General features: G+C 69.5%; 19 protein-coding genes and 1 pseudogene. 8 read left to right on the forward strand and 12 right to left on the reverse strand.

Annotated elements, in window-relative coordinates; all coding sequences use genetic code 11:
- Window positions 1-21: 21 nt before the first annotated feature.
- Entirely contained in the window at window positions 22-1,725 is a 1,704-nt protein-coding gene (locus ACLVWQ_RS18325; RefSeq protein ID WP_414109908.1) for a sodium:solute symporter family protein, read from the reverse strand.
- On the opposite strand from ACLVWQ_RS18325, the gene ACLVWQ_RS18330 reads away from it, so the two are divergent.
- The 4 genes from ACLVWQ_RS18330 to galK are packed head-to-tail and all read left to right on the forward strand — an operon-like array spanning window position 1,724 to window position 5,119.
- On the forward strand, window positions 1,724-1,900 hold the full coding sequence (locus ACLVWQ_RS18330; protein WP_414109909.1) for a hypothetical protein: 177 nt from the start codon (window positions 1,724-1,726) through the stop codon (window positions 1,898-1,900). The genes ACLVWQ_RS18325 and ACLVWQ_RS18330 overlap by 2 nt on opposite strands.
- On the forward strand, window positions 1,897-2,958 hold the full coding sequence (gene galT / locus ACLVWQ_RS18335) for a galactose-1-phosphate uridylyltransferase (protein WP_414109910.1): 1,062 nt from the start codon (window positions 1,897-1,899) through the stop codon (window positions 2,956-2,958). The genes ACLVWQ_RS18330 and galT overlap by 4 nt, the downstream gene beginning before the upstream one ends.
- The gene (galE, locus tag ACLVWQ_RS18340) at window positions 2,955-3,944 is read left to right on the forward strand and encodes a UDP-glucose 4-epimerase GalE (RefSeq protein ID WP_414109912.1); all 990 of its coding nucleotides are present in this window, start codon (window positions 2,955-2,957) and stop codon (window positions 3,942-3,944) included. Before galT ends, galE begins: the two co-directional genes overlap by 4 nt.
- Entirely contained in the window at window positions 3,944-5,119 is a 1,176-nt protein-coding gene (gene galK / locus ACLVWQ_RS18345; RefSeq protein WP_414109913.1) for a galactokinase, read from the forward strand. Before galE ends, galK begins: the two co-directional genes overlap by 1 nt.
- A 214-nt stretch (window positions 5,120-5,333) precedes the next feature.
- On the opposite strand, the gene ACLVWQ_RS18350 is transcribed toward galK, so the two are convergent.
- The gene (locus ACLVWQ_RS18350) at window positions 5,334-5,789 is read right to left on the reverse strand and encodes a GNAT family N-acetyltransferase (RefSeq protein ID WP_414110377.1); all 456 of its coding nucleotides are present in this window, start codon (window positions 5,787-5,789) and stop codon (window positions 5,334-5,336) included.
- Between the two features lie 258 nt (window positions 5,790-6,047).
- Between ACLVWQ_RS18350 and ACLVWQ_RS18355 the strand changes: the two genes are divergently transcribed.
- Window positions 6,048-6,815: a LuxR C-terminal-related transcriptional regulator gene (locus ACLVWQ_RS18355; RefSeq protein ID WP_414109914.1), complete on the forward strand. Its 768-nt coding sequence runs from the start codon at window positions 6,048-6,050 to the stop codon at window positions 6,813-6,815.
- Here ACLVWQ_RS18355 and ACLVWQ_RS18360 read toward each other — a convergent pair.
- On the reverse strand, window positions 6,774-7,271 hold the full coding sequence (locus tag ACLVWQ_RS18360) for a MarR family winged helix-turn-helix transcriptional regulator (RefSeq protein ID WP_414109915.1): 498 nt from the start codon (window positions 7,269-7,271) through the stop codon (window positions 6,774-6,776). The two genes, ACLVWQ_RS18355 and ACLVWQ_RS18360, sit on opposite strands and share 42 nt — an antisense overlap.
- Window positions 7,272-7,415: 144 nt before the next feature.
- Between ACLVWQ_RS18360 and ACLVWQ_RS18365 the strand changes: the two genes are divergently transcribed.
- Both ACLVWQ_RS18365 and ACLVWQ_RS18370 read left to right on the forward strand, forming a co-directional pair.
- Window positions 7,416-8,234: a trans-aconitate 2-methyltransferase gene (locus tag ACLVWQ_RS18365; RefSeq protein WP_414109916.1), complete on the forward strand. Its 819-nt coding sequence runs from the start codon at window positions 7,416-7,418 to the stop codon at window positions 8,232-8,234.
- A gap of 4 nt (window positions 8,235-8,238) precedes the next feature.
- A pseudogene (locus ACLVWQ_RS18370) lies at window positions 8,239-8,595 on the forward strand (VOC family protein); the annotation flags it as partial.
- An 85-nt stretch (window positions 8,596-8,680) separates the two neighbouring features.
- On the opposite strand, the gene ACLVWQ_RS18375 reads toward ACLVWQ_RS18370, so the two are convergent.
- The 7 genes from ACLVWQ_RS18375 to ACLVWQ_RS18405 are packed head-to-tail and all read right to left on the reverse strand — an operon-like array spanning window position 8,681 to window position 11,858.
- Window positions 8,681-8,965 (reverse strand): hypothetical protein, encoded by a 285-nt coding sequence (locus ACLVWQ_RS18375; RefSeq protein ID WP_414109918.1) that lies wholly within the window; start codon window positions 8,963-8,965, stop codon window positions 8,681-8,683.
- The gene (locus ACLVWQ_RS18380; protein WP_414109919.1) at window positions 8,966-9,388 is read right to left on the reverse strand and encodes a hypothetical protein; all 423 of its coding nucleotides are present in this window, start codon (window positions 9,386-9,388) and stop codon (window positions 8,966-8,968) included.
- Between the two features lie 21 nt (window positions 9,389-9,409).
- The gene (locus ACLVWQ_RS18385) at window positions 9,410-9,586 is read right to left on the reverse strand and encodes a hypothetical protein (protein ID WP_414109920.1); all 177 of its coding nucleotides are present in this window, start codon (window positions 9,584-9,586) and stop codon (window positions 9,410-9,412) included.
- A 46-nt stretch (window positions 9,587-9,632) separates the two neighbouring features.
- Window positions 9,633-9,884, reverse strand: coding sequence for a type II toxin-antitoxin system RelE family toxin (locus tag ACLVWQ_RS18390; protein WP_414109921.1), 252 nt, complete (start codon window positions 9,882-9,884; stop codon window positions 9,633-9,635).
- Entirely contained in the window at window positions 9,881-10,135 is a 255-nt protein-coding gene (locus ACLVWQ_RS18395) for a type II toxin-antitoxin system Phd/YefM family antitoxin (RefSeq protein ID WP_414109922.1), read from the reverse strand. Before ACLVWQ_RS18395 ends, ACLVWQ_RS18390 begins: the two co-directional genes overlap by 4 nt.
- A 41-nt stretch (window positions 10,136-10,176) precedes the next feature.
- Window positions 10,177-10,848, reverse strand: a complete 672-nt coding sequence (locus ACLVWQ_RS18400) for a TetR/AcrR family transcriptional regulator (protein WP_414109923.1) — start codon at window positions 10,846-10,848, stop codon at window positions 10,177-10,179.
- Entirely contained in the window at window positions 10,845-11,858 is a 1,014-nt protein-coding gene (locus ACLVWQ_RS18405; RefSeq protein WP_414109924.1) for an acyl-CoA desaturase, read from the reverse strand. Before ACLVWQ_RS18405 ends, ACLVWQ_RS18400 begins: the two co-directional genes overlap by 4 nt.
- A gap of 319 nt (window positions 11,859-12,177) precedes the next feature.
- On the opposite strand from ACLVWQ_RS18405, the gene ppc reads away from it, so the two are divergent.
- Entirely contained in the window at window positions 12,178-14,910 is a 2,733-nt protein-coding gene (gene ppc / locus ACLVWQ_RS18410) for a phosphoenolpyruvate carboxylase (protein WP_414109925.1), read from the forward strand.
- 105 nt (window positions 14,911-15,015) lie between these two features.
- Here the strand turns inward: ppc and ACLVWQ_RS18415 are convergent, their stop codons facing one another.
- Complete coding sequence (locus tag ACLVWQ_RS18415) at window positions 15,016-15,546, reverse strand: hypothetical protein (protein ID WP_414109926.1); 531 nt, start codon at window positions 15,544-15,546, stop codon at window positions 15,016-15,018.
- 117 nt (window positions 15,547-15,663) lie between these two features.
- The gene (gene pth, locus ACLVWQ_RS18420; protein ID WP_414109927.1) at window positions 15,664-16,287 is read right to left on the reverse strand and encodes an aminoacyl-tRNA hydrolase; all 624 of its coding nucleotides are present in this window, start codon (window positions 16,285-16,287) and stop codon (window positions 15,664-15,666) included.
- Window positions 16,288-16,330 lie beyond the last annotated feature (43 nt).

Genomic DNA, 16,330 nt, shown 5'->3' on the forward strand with positions numbered 1-16,330 from the left:
CGTCGTCGGCAGGGGGCGTCGTCAGAAGGAGAAGGGGATGTAGCAGAGCGCCGCCAGGACGACCGCGCCCCAGCCGAGCAGCGCCGGCCTGCGGTACCAGACGTCGTCGCCCGCGCCGGCCGGCTCCTCCATGCCGGGGGAGCTGGACCCGTACACCAGCCCCCGCAGCTCCTCCGCCGGCTTCGGCGCGGTGAAGAGGGAGACGGCGAACATGACGACCGCGCCGGCCACGAACCCGGCGATCGCCGAGACGAAGTTGGCGCCCTGGTCGGAGGGGATGGAGATGATGTCCTGCTTGTAGAGGACGAAGTAGTTGACCATCGCGGCCGTGGTGCCGGCCAGCAGTCCCCAGAAGCCCGACTTCACCGACGCGCGCTTCCAGAACATGCCGACGATGAAGACGACGAACATCGGCACGTTGAAGAAGGAGAACAGCGTCTGGAGGTAGCTCATGATGTTCGAGAAGGAGGAGGCGAGGAACGCCGTGCCGATCGACGCCAGCACGCCGACGGCCGTGATGAGGCGGCCGAAGCGCACGTAGTACGCGTCCTCCTCGTCCCGCTTCACGTACTTGCCCCAGATGTCGTTGGTGAAGACCGTGTTGAAGGACGAGATGTTGGCCGCCATGCCCGCCATGAAGGCCGCCAGCAGACCCGTCACCGCGATGCCCAGGACACCGTTGGGGAGCAGGTCCTCCATCAGGTACGGGATCGCGTCGTTGTACTGGAGGTCGGAGCCGGCCGTGCCGATCTTCGGGACGAGCACCGCCGCGACCAGGCCGGGGATCATCACCAGGAAGACGATGAAGATCTTCGGGAACGCGGCGATGAGCGGGGTGCGCTGGGCCGCGGACAGGTTCTTCGCGGACAGGGCGCGCTGCACCTCGGCGAAGTTGGTCGTCCAGTAGCCGAACGAGAGCACGAAACCGAGCCCGAGCACGATGGTCAGCCAGTTGGCGCCCAGCGGGTTGTCGCTGCCGATGCCGGTGCCGCCCCACGCGGTGGTGAAGTCACCGCCGTGGCCCGCCGTCAGCGAGTCGGTCAGACCGTCCCAGCCGCCGACCTTCTTCAGGCCGAGGATCGTGAGCGGGATGAGCGCGGCGAGGATGACGAAGAACTGCAGCACCTCGTTGTAGATCGCGGACGACAGACCACCGAGGGTGATGTACGCGAGCACGAAGGCGCCCGCGACGACGATCGACACCCACTCCGGCCAGCCGAGCAGCGCCTCGACGACGATGGCGAGCGCGTAGAGGTTCACGCCCGCGATGAGGACCGCGGCGAAGGCGAACAGCACGGAGCTGAGCAGGTGCGCCCCCCGGTCGAAGCGCAGCAGCAGGAACTCGGGGACCGATCTGACCTTCGAGCCGTAGTAGAAGGGCATCATCACCAGGCCCAGGAAGACCATGGCGGGGATGGCGCCGATCCAGTACCAGTGCACGGTGTAGACGCCGTACTGGGCGCTGTTGGCGGCCATGCCCAGGATCTCGGTCGCGCCGAGGTTGGCGGCGACGAAGGCCAGTCCGGTCACCCAGGCGGGCAGCGAACGCCCGGAGAGGAAGAAGTCGAGGCTGGTCCTCACCGAGCGGCGGGCGGCGAACCCGATGCCGAGCACGACGACGAAGTAGATCGCCAGGATCGTGTAGTCGAGCCAGTTGGTGGGGAGCCGCAGCTCCGCCGCCAGGTGCGTGGGCGGCGCGACGGTGGAAGGTGTGGGGGTCTGCATGGAGCGCTCACTTCACTTGGTGCTTTGTCCGGTGCTTTGTCTGGTGCTCTTTGCTTGGTGCTCTTTGTTTGTTTCTGGTGATGACGTGCGTGGGGAATTGTGGTTTGATGTGTTCGGTTCTGTTTATTGCTCTGTTGGTTGGTTTGATCGGGTAGTGATGGGGAGTCCGGCGTGAAGAAGACCTCGACCCGGCTGGCCGACGGTCGTGAGCTCATCTACTACGACTCGCGCGACGACACGGTGCGCGACGCGGTGGACCGGCGCCCACTGGACCGGACGGTCACCACATCGGAGGTACGGCACGACCCGCTGCTCGGTGACGCGGTGGCCGTCGCCTCGCACCGGCAGGGCCGCACCTACCACCCGCCGGCCGACGAATGCCCGCTGTGCCCCTCCGAGGGCGACCGGCTCAGCGAGATCCCCGACTCCTCGTACGACGTCGCGGTGTTCGAGAACCGCTTCCCGTCACTGGCCGGGGACGCCGGGCGCTGCGAGGTCGTCTGCTTCACCTCGGACCACGACGCGTCCTTCGCCCGGCTCACCGAGGAGCAGGTCGGCCTGGTCCTGGACGCGTGGACCGACCGCACCGCCGAGCTGTCCCACCTGCCCTCCGTGGAGCAGGTGTTCTGCTTCGAGAACCGCGGCGCGGAGATCGGCGTCACCCTCGGACACCCGCACGGGCAGATCTACGCGTACCCCTTCACCACACCCCGCACGGCCCTGATGCTCCGCTCGCTCGCGGCGCACAAGGAGGCCGCGGGCGGGGAGAACCTCTTCGACGCCGTGCTGGAGCGTGAACTCGCCGGCGAGCGGATCGTCCTGGAGACCGAGCACTGGGTGGCCTTCGTGCCGTACGCGGCGCACTGGCCGTACGAGGTGCACCTGTACCCGCGCCGTCGTGTGCCCGACCTGCTGGGCCTGGACGAGGGGGCGCGCACAGAGTTCCCCAAGGTCTATCTGGAACTGTTGAGGCGCTTCGACCGGATCTTCGGCGAAGGTGAGCCTCCGACGCCGTACATCTCGGCCTGGCACCAGGCGCCGTTCGGCACGCTGGAGGAGTTCGACGGTGTGGTGCGCGAGGACTTCGCCCTCCACCTCGAGCTTTTCACCATTCGCCGTACTTCCGGCAAGCTGAAGTTCCTCGCGGGTTCCGAGTCCGGCATGAGCGTGTTCATCAACGACGTGCCGCCGGAGGCCGCGGCCCAGCGACTGCGAGAGGTAGCGAGTCAATGAGTGGGAAGTACCTGGTCACCGGCGGTGCGGGTTATGTGGGCAGCGTGGTCGCGCAGCACCTGCTGGAGGCGGGCCACGAGGTGACCGTCCTCGACAACCTCTCCACCGGCTTCCGTGAGGGCGTCCCCGCGGGCGCCTCGTTCATCGAGGGCGACATCCGCGACGCCGCCAAGTGGCTGGACCCCTCCTTCGACGCGGTGCTCCACTTCGCCGCGTTCTCGCAGGTCGGCGAGTCGGTCGTGAAGCCCGAGAAGTACTGGGACAACAACGTCGGCGGCACGATGGCCCTGCTCGCGGCGATGCGCGCGGCGGACGTCCGCAGGCTGGTCTTCTCCTCCACGGCGGCGACGTACGGCGAGCCGGAGACCACCCCGATCGTCGAGTCCGCGCCGACGGCGCCCACGAACCCGTACGGCGCCTCGAAGCTCGCCGTCGACCACATGATCACGGGCGAGGCGGCGGCGCACGGGCTGGCCGCCGTCTCGCTGCGCTACTTCAACGTGGCGGGCGCGTACGGCACCTGCGGTGAGCGGCACGACCCCGAGTCGCATCTGATCCCGCTCGTCCTCCAGGTCGCCCAGGGCCGCCGCGACGCCATCTCGGTCTACGGCGACGACTACCCGACACCGGACGGCACCTGCGTACGCGACTACATCCACGTGGCCGACCTCGCCGAGGCCCACCTGCTGGCGGTCGCCGCCGCGCGGCCCGGCGAGCACCTGATCTGCAACCTGGGCAACGGCAACGGCTTCTCGGTCCGCGAGGTGATCGAGACCGTCCGCCGGGTGACCGGACACCCGATCCCCGAGGTCGCGGCCCCGCGCCGGGCGGGCGACCCGGCGACCCTGGTCGCCTCCGCCGCCACGGCCCGCGAACGGCTCGGCTGGAACCCGTCCCGCGCGGATCTCGCGGACATCGTCGCGGACGCATGGGAGTTCGCGCAGAACATCGCGGAGCAGAGCGCCGCGAAGGTGGAGGGGCACTAGTGGGGGCACAGCAGGAAGCCGGGCAGGCGGTTCAGCGGGTCCGGGACGGATTCGAGCGGTTGTACGGGACGGCCCCCGAGGGGATCTGGGCGGCTCCCGGCCGGGTCAACCTGATCGGTGAGTACACCGACTTCAACGAGGGCTTCGTCATGCCGCTCGCACTGCCGCACACGGCGGTCGCCGCGGTCTCGCGCCGCGACGACGGCGTACTGCGCCTGCACTCGGCCGACATCGAGGGCCCGGTCGTCGAACTGCACGTCGACACCCTGACGCCGCTGACGAACACCAGCTGGGCGGCGTATCTCGCAGGCGTCGTCTGGGTGCTGCGCGCGGCCGGGCACACCGTCACCGGCGCGGACATCCACCTCGCGTCGACCGTCCCGACGGGCGCGGGCCTGTCCTCCTCGGCGGCGCTCGAAGTCGTGACGGCCCTGGCCCTGAACGACCTGTTCGAGCTCGGCCTCACCGGGCCCGAGCTGGCGCGGATCGCGCAGCGGGCCGAGAACGACTTCGTGGGCGTGCCCTGCGGGATCATGGACCAGACGGCGTCCGCCTGCTCCACGGAGGGCCACGCCCTCCACCTCGACTGCCGTGACCTGTCGATCCGGCAGGTCCCCTTCGACCTGCCCTCCCAGGGACTGCAGCTCCTGGTGGTGGACAGCCGCGTCAAGCACGCGCTGGGCGACGGGGCGTACGCGGAGCGGCGGGAGGGCTGCGAGGAGGGCGCCCGGCAACTCGGCATCCCCTTCCTGCGGGACCTCCCGTACGAGGACCTCGACGCGGCGCTCGCCCGCCTCTCGGACGAGCGGGTACGCCGCTACGTACGCCATGTCGTGTCCGACGACCACCGGGTGGACGAGGTCATCGCGCTGCTCGACGCGGGGGACGTCCGCGGGATCGGCCCCGTCCTGACGGCCGGGCACGCCTCGCTCCGTGACGACCTGCGGATCTCCTGCCCGGAGCTGGACCTCGTCGTCACCACGGCCAACCAGGCGGGGGCGCTCGGCGCGCGGATGACGGGGGGCGGGTTCGGGGGCTCGGCGGTCGTCCTGGTCGAGACGGCGGACGCGGACACGGTGACGAAAGCGGTGACGGAGGCGTTCGCGACGGCGGGCTACACGGCACCACGGGTGTTTCCTGCGGTGCCTTCGGAGGGGGCGCGGCGGGTGGGGTGAGCGGGTGCGGGTCCGGTGGGGGCTGGTCGCGCAGTTCCCCGCGCCCCTGAAAAGCGGGGCTTCGCCCCGGCTTTTCAGCGCCGCCCGGCCGGGGGTTGGGTTTTTCAGCCCGTCCGGCGTTTGAGGACGAGCGCGTTCAGCGCGATGCGGGGGGCTGGGGGCGGAGCCCCCAGGGATGGGACGGGTAGGGGCGGCGGGGGCGAAAGAAGGCCGGTCAGGGCAGGCGCTTCGTCAGGGTGTACTCCGTGACCCCCGGCGGGTAGTCGGGGATCGCGCACACCACCTCGTACCCCTGCTTCCGGTAGAACTCGGGCGCCTGGAAGTCCCACGTCTCCAGGCGGGCGCCACGGCACCCCCGTGACGAACAAGCCAGATTTTCCGCCCGCGACAGCAGCAGCGAGCCGAGCCCGGCCCCCCGCTGCCGTTCGTCGACCCACAGATGGGCGACATGCAGCCACGTCGCCCACGTGTGCCCGACCAGCCCGCCCACCACCCCACCACCCGGCTCCACCGCCCAGACCTGGAGCGGACGTTCCCGTTCACCAGGCGTTCCGCGCAGAGAACGCAGCACGGGAGAGCCGGCGAAGTTGGCCTCCCGTAGCCGAGCCCGTAGGAATTGGCTACGTTCCTTGTCGACTTCTGTCTCAATACGAAACATACGGCTCACCATAAACGCGCTGGCCAATCAGTTCTGCAAATCACCTTCCGCTCCTGCCGCACGGCCTTACCCTGTTGAACAGCACCGGTGGGGGCCGGTGTTGATCAGGGGGCGAGACAGTCGGGTACGACGCCCGAAGTGGGGGTAAGCAGTCCAGCACGGCGGCGGCCGTGCGGCTGCGGCACCCCGTTTTCCGAGTCGACAGGAGGCTCGGGATCACCTCGGGCGCCGTACCTGCGCCGGTCCGTCCCCCGACCAGTGGGGGTTTCAGTGGTTCGCATCCGTGTTCTGGTCGTCGACGACCACCGTATCTTCGCCGAGTCGCTCGCCGCAGCCCTGGCTGCCGAGCCCGACGTCGACGTCTCCGCCGCAGGCAGCGGCCCGGCCGCACTGCGCTGCCTGGAGCGGGCGATAGCGGAAGGCCGCAGATTCGACGTGCTGCTCGTCGACGCCGACCTCGGCGGCAACGTACCGGGCGCCCGCCCGGCCGTGCCCGTGCACGACAACAACGAAGAAGGCCTGGTCGACGGCATCTCGCTGGTGGCGGGCGTCCGTTCGGGCCAGCCCGGTGTCCGTACCGTCGTGCTCGCCGAGAAGGACGATCCGCGCCGCGCGGCCCTCGCCCTGCAGGCCGGTGCCTCGGGCTGGGTCGCCAAGGACTGCTCGCTGTCCCGGCTGCTGACCGTCATCCGGGGCGTGCTCCGGGACGAGACGCATCTGCCGCCCGCCCTGCTCACCGGCGTGCTGCGCGAACTGACCGCGGCCCGCAAGCACCGCACCGAGAGCGAGCGGCTGGTGGAGTCGCTGACGCCGCGCGAGCGCGAGGTGCTGCGCTGCATGGTGGCCGGACTGGGGCGAAAAGCGGTCGCCGAGCGGCTGTTCCTCTCCCCGCACACGGTCCGCACCCATATGCAGAACGTGCTGGGGAAGCTGGGCGTGCACTCGACCCTCGCGGCCGTGGCGCTCGCCCGCCGCGCCGGCGTCGGCCCGGTCGACCTAACCGGGGATGTTGTCGAACGGGGCGGTCAACTGGCGTAGCAGGGCGGCGAGTTCACCACGCTGGGCACCGCTGAGCTCCGCGAGGATCGCCCGCTCCTGGTCGAGGAGCCCGGCGAGTGCCTGGTCGGCGCGGTCGCGGCCCTCCTCGGTGAGGCGCACGAGCACGCCGCGCCGGTCACTGGGGTCGGGCAGCCGCTCGACCAGGCTCTTCTTCGCGAGCCGGTCGATACGGTTCGTCATCGTGCCCGACGTGACGAGGGTCTGCGTGAGGAGCTGACCGGGGGAGAGCTGGTACGGGACTCCGGCGCGCCTCAGTGAGGTGAGCACGTCGAACTCCCACGGCTCCAGAGCGTGCTCGGCGAACGCTATCCGCCGTGCGCGGTCCAGATGCCGCGCCAGCCTGCTCACGCGGCTGAGTACCTCGAGTGGTTCCACGTCGAGGTCGGGGCGCTCCCGGCGCCATGCTGCGACCAGCCGATCGACCTCGTCCTCCATGGCGATCAGTGTAGTGGTTGTGTCGACATGAAGTCTCTTGATGTGGAGTCTCTTGACGTCAAGAGACTTTCGGTGTGAGGGTGGGTGCACGGCTCGTCGACGAGGTCGGCCGGGCCGCACCACGACGACCCGAGGAGGCCCCCGATGCCCGCCGCCACCACTCCCACCTGGGACCCGGGCCAGTACCTGCGGCACGCGGAGCACCGCGCCCGCCCCTTCGCCGAGCTGATCGGCCGGATCCCCTTCCTGCCCGGCGCCCCGGCCCGCATCGCCGACCTGGGCTGCGGACCCGGCAACGTCACCACCCGGCTCGCCGAGCGCTGGCCCGACGCGCACATCACGGGGTACGACAACTCCCCGGAGATGCTCGCCAGGGCCGAGACGCACGCGGGCCCCACGGCGGGCGGCGGCCGCCTCGACTTCGCTCACGCGGACCTCGCGGACTGGACGCCCACCGAGGCGTACGACCTGATCGTGTCGAACGCGGCGCTGCACTGGGTGCCCGGACACCTGGAGGCCTTCGGGCCCTGGCTCGACGCGGTGGCCCCGGGCGGCACGTTCGCCTTCCAGGTGCCGAACAACATCGACGCGCCGCTGCACGCCCTGATGCGCGAACTCGCCGCCTCCGCGCGCTGGAGGGGCCGCCTGGCCGGAGTCCTGCGGAGCGAGGACTCGGTGCACGCGCCGCTCGTCTACCTGGACCGGCTGGCGCGGCTCGGCTGTGAGGTGGATGTGTGGGAGACGACGTACATGCAGCTCCTGGCGGGCGAGGACCCCGTGCTCGACTGGTCGAAGGGCACCGGGATGCGGCCCGCGCTCACGGCTCTCGCCGACGACCCGGAGGCGGCGGACGCCTTCACGGTCGAATACCGGGACCTGCTGCGCACGGCCTACCCGACGGCCCCGTACGGCACGGTCCTGCCGTTCCGGCGGCTGTTCGCCGTGGCGAGGAAGGCCGGCTGACCGGATGCTCACCGCCGTCGACCACGTCCAGCTCGCCGCCCCGCCCGGGTCCGAGGACGCGCTGCGGGCGTACTACGTCGACGTCCTCGGCATGACCGAGGTCACCAAGCCGCCCGTCCTCGCCGCGCGCGGGGGCTGCTGGTTCCGGGCGGGCGGGGCGGTCCGGCTGCACCTGGGGATCGAGGAGGACTTCCGTCCCGCGAGGAAGGCGCACCCGGGCCTGCGGGTCACGGGTATCGAGGCGTACGCCGCCCGGCTCGCCGCCCATGGAGCGACGGTCACCTGGGACGACCTGCTTCCGGGCCACCGCCGCTTCTACTCGGAGGACCCGGTGGGCAACCGGCTGGAGTTCTTGAAGCCGTTGCCGATCTCCCGAGTCACACGCGGGCGTACCGGCCGTTTCCATGGCGTGCCAGCGTGCGGACACGCCACGGCTCCGTGGTGCGTCAGCGCCACTCGGGGAGGATGTTGCCCAGTTGCTTCAACAGGTCCCAGTTCTGCGGCTTCATTCGCGGATCGTCCCACTCCGCGCCGCGGGCCACCCAGTAGCCGCGGATCTCACGTACCTGGGACAGGTTGTCGTCGCCGATCCCCGACTCGGTGGCACAACAGGGGCAGATGACGTACCGCGGCGCACCGTACTCATCCCAGAGGGGTGTCTTCCCGTCGTCCAGCCCGCAGACACGACAAACCGTCTCCGCGGGGACCTTCATGTTCTCTTCGGGCTGCACTTACCGGATCTCCGTTCCGCGGCCAGGTTCCTTGAGCCAGTCTTCCAAGCTTCCCGTGTAGCCGTTGGGGTGGCCGGCGTTACGTGGCTGTGGCTTGTACATCGTCTGAGGGATCCCATCCGGCGTGAACGCGGACCATGTCTTGCTGCCGCTGTCGAACACCTCGACGGATCCGCCGTTCTGCTGGTAAACGCGGTAGCCAGGGACCGGCTGGCCGTTCTTGATGGCGCTGCGGCCCAGCGCGCTGTACCGATGGGCGAGTTGGACATACTCCGAAACCGAGGAGAGTTCGGGGAACTCCGCCTTATGCCTGGACCCGTAGTCGGCAGCGTTTTGGCTGTTCGAGAAGCCCTTTCTCGGGTTCGCGGTCCATACGTGTGGCACCTTGCCGTCGGCACGCATGGCCTTGGCGAACGCCTCCACCGCAGAAATGCCGGTCTTGCCTCACTTGCCGCCTGTGGCGCCCCAGCCGACGATCGGGATGGCTGCGGCGCAAGACAGGCTGGAATTGAGGGCGTCGCCCTCGACTCCGTACCAGCCGCAGTTCAGCAGGTCGAAGGCTTCGCCCGCCGAGGCGCGGGAGCGCGGCGCCACCCGGGTCAGGCCGTTCTTCACCGTCACGAACGACCTGGCGCTCGGGGCCCGCGACATCATGGAGCGGTAGCCCTCAGGGAGTGCGGCCCAGGTGGGTGACGAGGATGCGGATCACGGTGTCGTCGATGACGTAGAGGACGCGGTAGTCGCCGACGCGGAGGCGTCGGAGGTTGGGAGAACCGTAGGCGGTCGACCCTGCTGGACGAGGGTCGTGGGCCAGCTTGTCGACGGTGTCCAGGAGCAGGACGAGGCCGTTCGGATCCTCTTCGAGGAATCGGGCTGCGGAGTTGAGAGCGTGTGGCTCGAAGGTGATTTCGTAGGTCACTTCTGTTCGAGCCCCAGTCGCCTGCGTACCTCTGCCATGGGGATACCGGGCTCAACCGTTCCGGCGGCTTCACGTCGCTGATAGTCGGCGACCGCCAGCGCATCCTCCAGGTCCTCTATGACCTGAGGGGAGACGAGCAGCGCGGCCACGTGGCCGTGGTCCGTGAGGGCGATGGTCTCCCGGCCGTGGGCCGCCCGCCGGACCAGGTCGCCGAGCTGGGAACGGGCCGCGCTGATCGCAATCTCAGTCATGGCTATATAGATACCACAAGGTTGACCTTGTGGTTGGTTCGTTAATTCTTTCGGCGGCCTATCAGGCGCGGCTTCGCCTCCAGGCCGTCCAGGCCGTGCCACGCCAGGTTCACCAGATGGGCCGCCACCTCCGCCTTCTTCGGGCGGCGTACGTCCACCCACCACTGGCCGGTGAGCGCGACCATGCCGACCAGGGCCTGGGCGTACAGCGGGGCGAGCTTCGCGTCGAAGCCGCGGCGCTTGAACTCGCGGCCCAGGATGTCCTCCACCTGCGTGGCGATGTCCGAGATCAGCGACGCGAAACTGCCCGTGGACTGCGGGATCGGGGAGTCGCGGACCAGGATGCGGAAGCCGTCCGTGTACTCCTCGATGTAGTCCAGGAGGGCGAACGCCGCCTGTTCGCACAGCTCGCGGGGGTGGCCCGCGGTGAGGGAGCTCGTCACCCCGTCCAGGAGACGGCGCATCTCCCGGTCCACCACCACCGCGTACAGGCCCTCCTTGCCGCCGAAGTGCTCGTACACGACCGGCTTGGAGACACCGGCCTTCGCCGCGATCTCCTCCACCGACGTCGCCTCGAAACCCTTCGCGGCGAACAGCGTGCGGCCGATCTCCAGCAACTGGGCCCGCCGCTCCGCACCGGTCATCCGGGTGCGGCGGACGCGCCGCGGCTTTTCATTGCTGGGTGCGCTGGAGTCGGCCACGCCGTCAATCATGCCGCCTCGGCGGCCTTCGCCCTGCGTCGGGAGCCCTTCCCGTCCGGGTTGCGACGGGAATCGATACGCGAGCGTGACGGCCAGCGCACGTCGTACGCCCACCCGAACCGCTCGAACCAGCGGATCAGCCGGGCCGAGGAGTCCACCTGGCCGCGCTCCACACCGTGCCGGGCCGACGTCGGGTCCGCGTGGTGCAGGTTGTGCCAGGACTCGCCGCAGGACAGCACGGCCAGCCACCACACGTTCCCCGAGCGGTCACGCGACTTGAACGGGCGCTTGCCCACCGCGTGGCAGATCGAGTTGATCGACCAGGTGACGTGGTGCAGCAGCGCCACCCGCACCAGCGAGCCCCAGAAGAAGCCCGTGAACGCGCCCCACCAGGACATCGTCACCAGACCGCCGATCAGCGCGGGCAGCATCAGGGACAGGCCCGCCCACAGGAGGAACTGGCGCGAGATCGTGCGCAGCGCGTTGTCCTTGATCAGGTCCGGCGCGTACTTCTCCTGCGGCGTCTGCTCCTCATCGAACATCCATGCGATGTGTGCCCACCACAGGCCCTTCATCAGCGCCGGGACCGTCTCACCGAAACGCCACGGCGAATGCGGATCACCCTCCGCGTCGGAGAACTTGTGATGCTTGCGGTGATCCGCCACCCAGCGGACCAGCGGCCCCTCGACCGCCATCGAACCGGCGATCGCCAGCGCGATCCGCAACGGGCGCTTCGCCTTGAAGGCGCCGTGCGTGAAATACCGGTGGAAACCGATCGTGATGCCGTGGCAGCCCAGGTAGTAGAAGAACACCAGCAGACCCAGGTCCAGCCAGCTCACGCCCCAGCCCCAGGCCAGCGGCACGGACGCGAGAACGGCCAGGAACGGGACCGTGATGAAGAGGAGGAGAGTGATCTGCTCGATCGAACGCTTCTGCTCGCCGCCCAGCGTGGCGGAGGGGAATGAGGAGGAGTCGTCGTCGGGCGCCTTCGGGGCGTCATCGATCACATCGGAACTCGGCATGGGGCGTCCCCTGGGGAGTCGAGGAGTGTGAGTGTGGGCCGGTAACCGCACCCGCGTGGCCGGTAACCGCACCAGCGGATAGCCGGAAACAGTGCCTACGGTTCCGTAACCTACGGCATCGTAAGTATGACAGCGCGTTGCCCGGGGGCAAGAGCCCAAGAGACCGCGCCACCGGACGGACACCTATCCTTGGTCTCGTTCGGACAGCGCGGTCCGCTCTGTTCCATTCCCGTATGCCCAGCCGCCGACGCGGCGCACGCCGCCACGGGCCGACGGGTTCCCCTCCAGACGAGCTTCAACACTGCAAGGAGCCGCACCTGTGAGCAGTGCCGACGACCAGACCACGACAACCGGCAGTGAGCTGCGCGCCGACATCCGCCGCCTCGGAGACCTGCTCGGCGAGACCCTCGTACGGCAAGAGGGACCCGAGCTCCTCGAACTGGTCGAGAAGGTCCGCCGCCTCACCCGCGAGGACGGCGAAGCCGCCGCCGAACTGCTGCGCGGCACGGAACTGGAGACCGCGGCCAAACTGGTCCGCGCCTTCTCCACCTACTTCCACCTGGCCAACGTCACCGAACAGGTCCACCGCGGCCGCGAACTGCGCGCCCGCCGAGCAGCCGAAGGCGGACTCCTCGCCCGGACGGCCGACCGCCTCAAGGACGCCGACCCCGAACACCTGCGCGCCAGCGTCAAGAACCTCAACGTCCGCCCCGTCTTCACCGCACACCCCACCGAAGCGGCCAGACGCTCCGTCCTCAACAAGCTGCGCCGCATCGCCGCCCTGCTGGAGACCCCGGTCATCGAAGCCGACCGGCGCCGCTACGACACCCGTCTGGCCGAGAACATCGACCTCGTCTGGCAGACCGACGAGCTGCGCGTCGTACGCCCCGAACCCGCCGACGAGGCCCGCAACGCCATCTACTACCTCGACGAACTCCACGCGGGCGCCGTCGGAGACGTCCTGGAGGACCTCACCGCCGAACTCGAACGCGTCGGCGTCCAGCTCCCCGAAGAGACCCGCCCCCTCACCTTCGGCACCTGGATCGGCGGCGACCGCGACGGCAACCCCAACGTGACCCCCCAGGTCACCTGGGACGTCCTCATCCTCCAGCACGAACACGGCATCAACGACGCCCTGGAACTGATCGACGAACTCCGCGGCTTCCTCTCCAACTCCATCCGCTACACCGGCGCCACCGAGGAACTGCTCGCCTCCCTCCGGACCGACCTGGAACGGCTGCCCGAGATCAGCCCCCGCTACAAGCGCCTCAACGCCGAAGAGCCCTACCGCCTCAAGGCCACCTGCATCCGGCAGAAGCTGGAGAACACCAAGCAGCGCCTCGCCAAGGGCATCCCCCACGAGGACGGCCGCGACTACCTCGGCACCGCCGAACTGCTGCAGGACCTCACCCTCATCCAGACCTCCCTGCGCGCACACCGCGGCGCCCTCTTCGCCGACGGCCGCATGAACCGCACCATCCGCACCCTCGCCGCCTTCGGCCTCCAGCTCGCCACCATGGACGTACGCGAACACGCCGACGCCCACCACCACGCGCTCGGCCAGCTCTTCGACCGGCTCGGCGAGGAATCCTGGCGCTACGAGGACATGCCGCGCGAATACCGGCACAAGCTCCTCGCCAAGGAACTGCGCTCCCGCCGGCCCCTCGGCCCCACCCCCGCACCGCTCGACGCCGCCGGAGCGAAGACCCTCGGCGTCTTCGAGACCGTCAAGAGGGCACTCAAGGTCTTCGGACCCGAGGTCATCGAGTCCTACATCATCTCCATGTGCCAGGGCGCCGACGACGTCTTCGCCGCCGCCGTACTCGCCCGCGAGGCCGGACTCCTCGACCTGCACGCCGGCTGGGCCAAGATCGGCATCGTCCCCCTCCTGGAGACGACCGACGAACTCAAGGCCGCCGACACCATCCTCGAAGACATGCTCTCCGACCCGTCCTACCGACGGCTCGTGGCCCTGCGCGGAGACGTGCAGGAAGTCATGCTCGGCTACTCCGACTCCTCCAAGTTCGGCGGCATCACCACCTCCCAGTGGGAGATCCACCGCGCCCAGCGCCGACTGCGCGACGTCGCCCACCGCTACGGCGTACGCCTGCGCCTCTTCCACGGCCGCGGCGGCACCGTCGGCCGCGGCGGCGGCCCCTCCCACGACGCGATCCTCGCCCAGCCCTGGGGCACCCTCGAAGGTGAGATCAAGGTCACCGAACAGGGCGAGGTCATCTCCGACAAGTACCTCGTACCGTCCCTGGCCCGCGAGAACCTGGAACTGACCGTCGCGGCCACCCTCCAGGCCTCCGCCCTGCACACCGCACCCCGCCAGTCCGACGAGGCCCTCGCCCGCTGGGACGCCGCCATGGACGTCGTCTCCGACGCCGCCCACGCCGCCTACCGCGCCCTCGTCGAGGACCCCGACCTGCCGACGTACTTCCTCGCCTCCACACCGGTCGACCAGCTCGCCGACCTGCACCTGGGCTCACGGCCCTCCCGCCGCCCCGGCTCGGGCGTCTCGCTCGACGGACTGCGCGCCATCCCGTGGGTGTTCGGCTGGACCCAGTCACGGCAGATCGTCCCCGGCTGGTTCGGCGTCGGAGCCGGCCTCAAGGCACTGCGCGAAGCCGGCCTCGACAGCGTCCTGAACGAAATGCACGAACAGTGGCACTTCTTCCGCAACTTCATCTCCAACGTCGAGATGACCCTCGCCAAGACCGACCTGCGGATCGCCGGCCACTACGTCGACACCCTCGTCCCCGACGAGCTCAAGCACGTGTTCACCACCATCCAGGCCGAACACGAACTCACCGTCCGCGAAGTGCTGCGCATCACCGGCGAACCCGAACTCCTCGACGCCCACCCGGTCCTCAAGCAGACCTTCACCATCCGCGACGCCTACCTGGACCCCATCTCCTACCTCCAGGTGGCACTCCTCAAGCGCCAGCGCGACGCCGCGGCGGCCGGCTCCGAGGCCGACCCGCTGCTGTCCCGCGCCCTGCTCCTCACCGTCAACGGCGTCGCGGCGGGCCTGCGCAACACCGGCTGACCGGCCCGCGTACGACCGGCCCGCACAGCGCAGAAGGCGCCCGCGCGACCCGAACAGGGTCGTGCGGGCGCCTTCCGGCGTTCACGGAGGTACGCGGCCCCGGGATCAGAGCGCCAGGAACGCCGCCGTGACCAGCGCAAGACCCGCACCGCCCAGCACCCACCCCAGCCGGCTCAACCGCAGCCCACCCGCCACCACCACCGAGGCGAGCATCATCGCGCCGCCCAACGGCACCCACGCGTACAGCAGACCACCCGTGCCCGTACGGACCACGTCATCGGTACCCGGCTTCACGACAACCGTGTACGTACGGCCCTTGTCCACCGCCACATCACTGTCGAGAACCACCACATCCCGCGCCGTCGACCCCTCCGACACCGGCCGGTACGGACCCGTGCAGCGCCCCTCGGCACACTTGGTGACCGTCATCGTGCCGCGCTCACGCCCCTGGGCCAGCACCACGTGCTGGGCCGTCCCCCAGGAAGCCCACACACCCGCGATCAGGATCAGCACCGCGACCGTACCCATCGCCGCGAGCTGCCCGAACCGCAGCGCGGCGACCGAGCTCCGACGGGCTGGTTTCCGACCGGCCGGATTCCGATCAGCCGGATTCCGACGGGAGGCATGGGACGGCATGGCGGCGATCCTTGGCCATGCCCCCGCACCCGGTCAACTCGAACAGCGCTCAGGAAGCGACAAGTCCCGCATTGTGCGGACCTGTCGACCACCCCGACGACCACCGCACGACACCGCTCACGAGTTGTACGTCGACTGCGCCCGCTCCAGACCCTCGATCACCAGAGCCTCCGTCGCGTCCGCCGCGCGGTCCACGAAGTAGTCCAGCTCCTTGCGCTCCGCCGACCCGAAGTCCTTCAGAACGAAATCAGCCACCTGCATACGGCCCGGCGGCCGCCCGATACCGAAACGCACCCGGTGATAGTCGGGACCCATCGCCTTCGTCATCGACTTCAGACCGTTGTGACCGTTGTCGCCGCCGCCCAGCTTCAGCCGCAGCACCCCGTAGTCGATGTCCAGCTCGTCATGGACCGCCACGACGTTCGCCGTCGGCACCTTGTAGAAATCACGCAACGCCGTCACCGGGCCACCCGACAGGTTCATGTACGACATCGGCTTGGCCAGGATCACCCGGCGGTTCAGCGGACCCGGCGGCCCGATCCGCCCCTCGATCACCTGGGCCTGGGCCCGGCCCGCCCGCTTGAACTTCCCGCCGACCCGCCCCGCCAGCAGGTCCGCCACCATGAAACCCACGTTGTGCCGGTTCATGGCGTACTCGGGGCCGGGATTGCCGAGCCCCACGATCAGCCAGGGGGCACCCGGCTCCGACGATGCTTGCGAGGTCACGTCCGTTGCTCCCATGGGTCCTTGGCGTCCTTGGCGTCCTTGACCGGTCGTTCTCCGC

This window comes from Streptomyces sp. CWNU-52B, from assembly GCF_047444975.1.
Lineage (GTDB): Bacteria > Actinomycetota > Actinomycetes > Streptomycetales > Streptomycetaceae > Streptomyces.

Bases quoted from the DNA above. Each gene is read 5' to 3' on its own strand.
- ACLVWQ_RS18330 (WP_414109909.1), top strand. From the start codon at position 1,724: ATGGAGCGCTCACTTCACTTGGTGCTTTGTCCGGTGCTTTGTCTGGTG.
- ACLVWQ_RS18360 (WP_414109915.1), bottom strand. From the start codon at position 7,271: ATGGAGGACGAGGTCGATCGGCTGGTCGCAGCATGGCGCCGGGAGCGC.
- ACLVWQ_RS18325 (WP_414109908.1), bottom strand. From the start codon at position 1,725: ATGCAGACCCCCACACCTTCCACCGTCGCGCCGCCCACGCACCTGGCG.
- ACLVWQ_RS18405 (WP_414109924.1), bottom strand. From the start codon at position 11,858: ATGCCGAGTTCCGATGTGATCGATGACGCCCCGAAGGCGCCCGACGAC.
- ACLVWQ_RS18365 (WP_414109916.1), top strand. From the start codon at position 7,416: ATGCCCGCCGCCACCACTCCCACCTGGGACCCGGGCCAGTACCTGCGG.
- ACLVWQ_RS18415 (WP_414109926.1), bottom strand. From the start codon at position 15,546: ATGCCGTCCCATGCCTCCCGTCGGAATCCGGCTGATCGGAATCCGGCC.
- pth (WP_414109927.1), bottom strand. From the start codon at position 16,287: ATGGGAGCAACGGACGTGACCTCGCAAGCATCGTCGGAGCCGGGTGCC.
- galE (WP_414109912.1), top strand. From the start codon at position 2,955: ATGAGTGGGAAGTACCTGGTCACCGGCGGTGCGGGTTATGTGGGCAGC.
- ACLVWQ_RS18350 (WP_414110377.1), bottom strand. From the start codon at position 5,789: ATGGTGAGCCGTATGTTTCGTATTGAGACAGAAGTCGACAAGGAACGT.
- ACLVWQ_RS18395 (WP_414109922.1), bottom strand. From the start codon at position 10,135: ATGACTGAGATTGCGATCAGCGCGGCCCGTTCCCAGCTCGGCGACCTG.
- ACLVWQ_RS18400 (WP_414109923.1), bottom strand. From the start codon at position 10,848: ATGATTGACGGCGTGGCCGACTCCAGCGCACCCAGCAATGAAAAGCCG.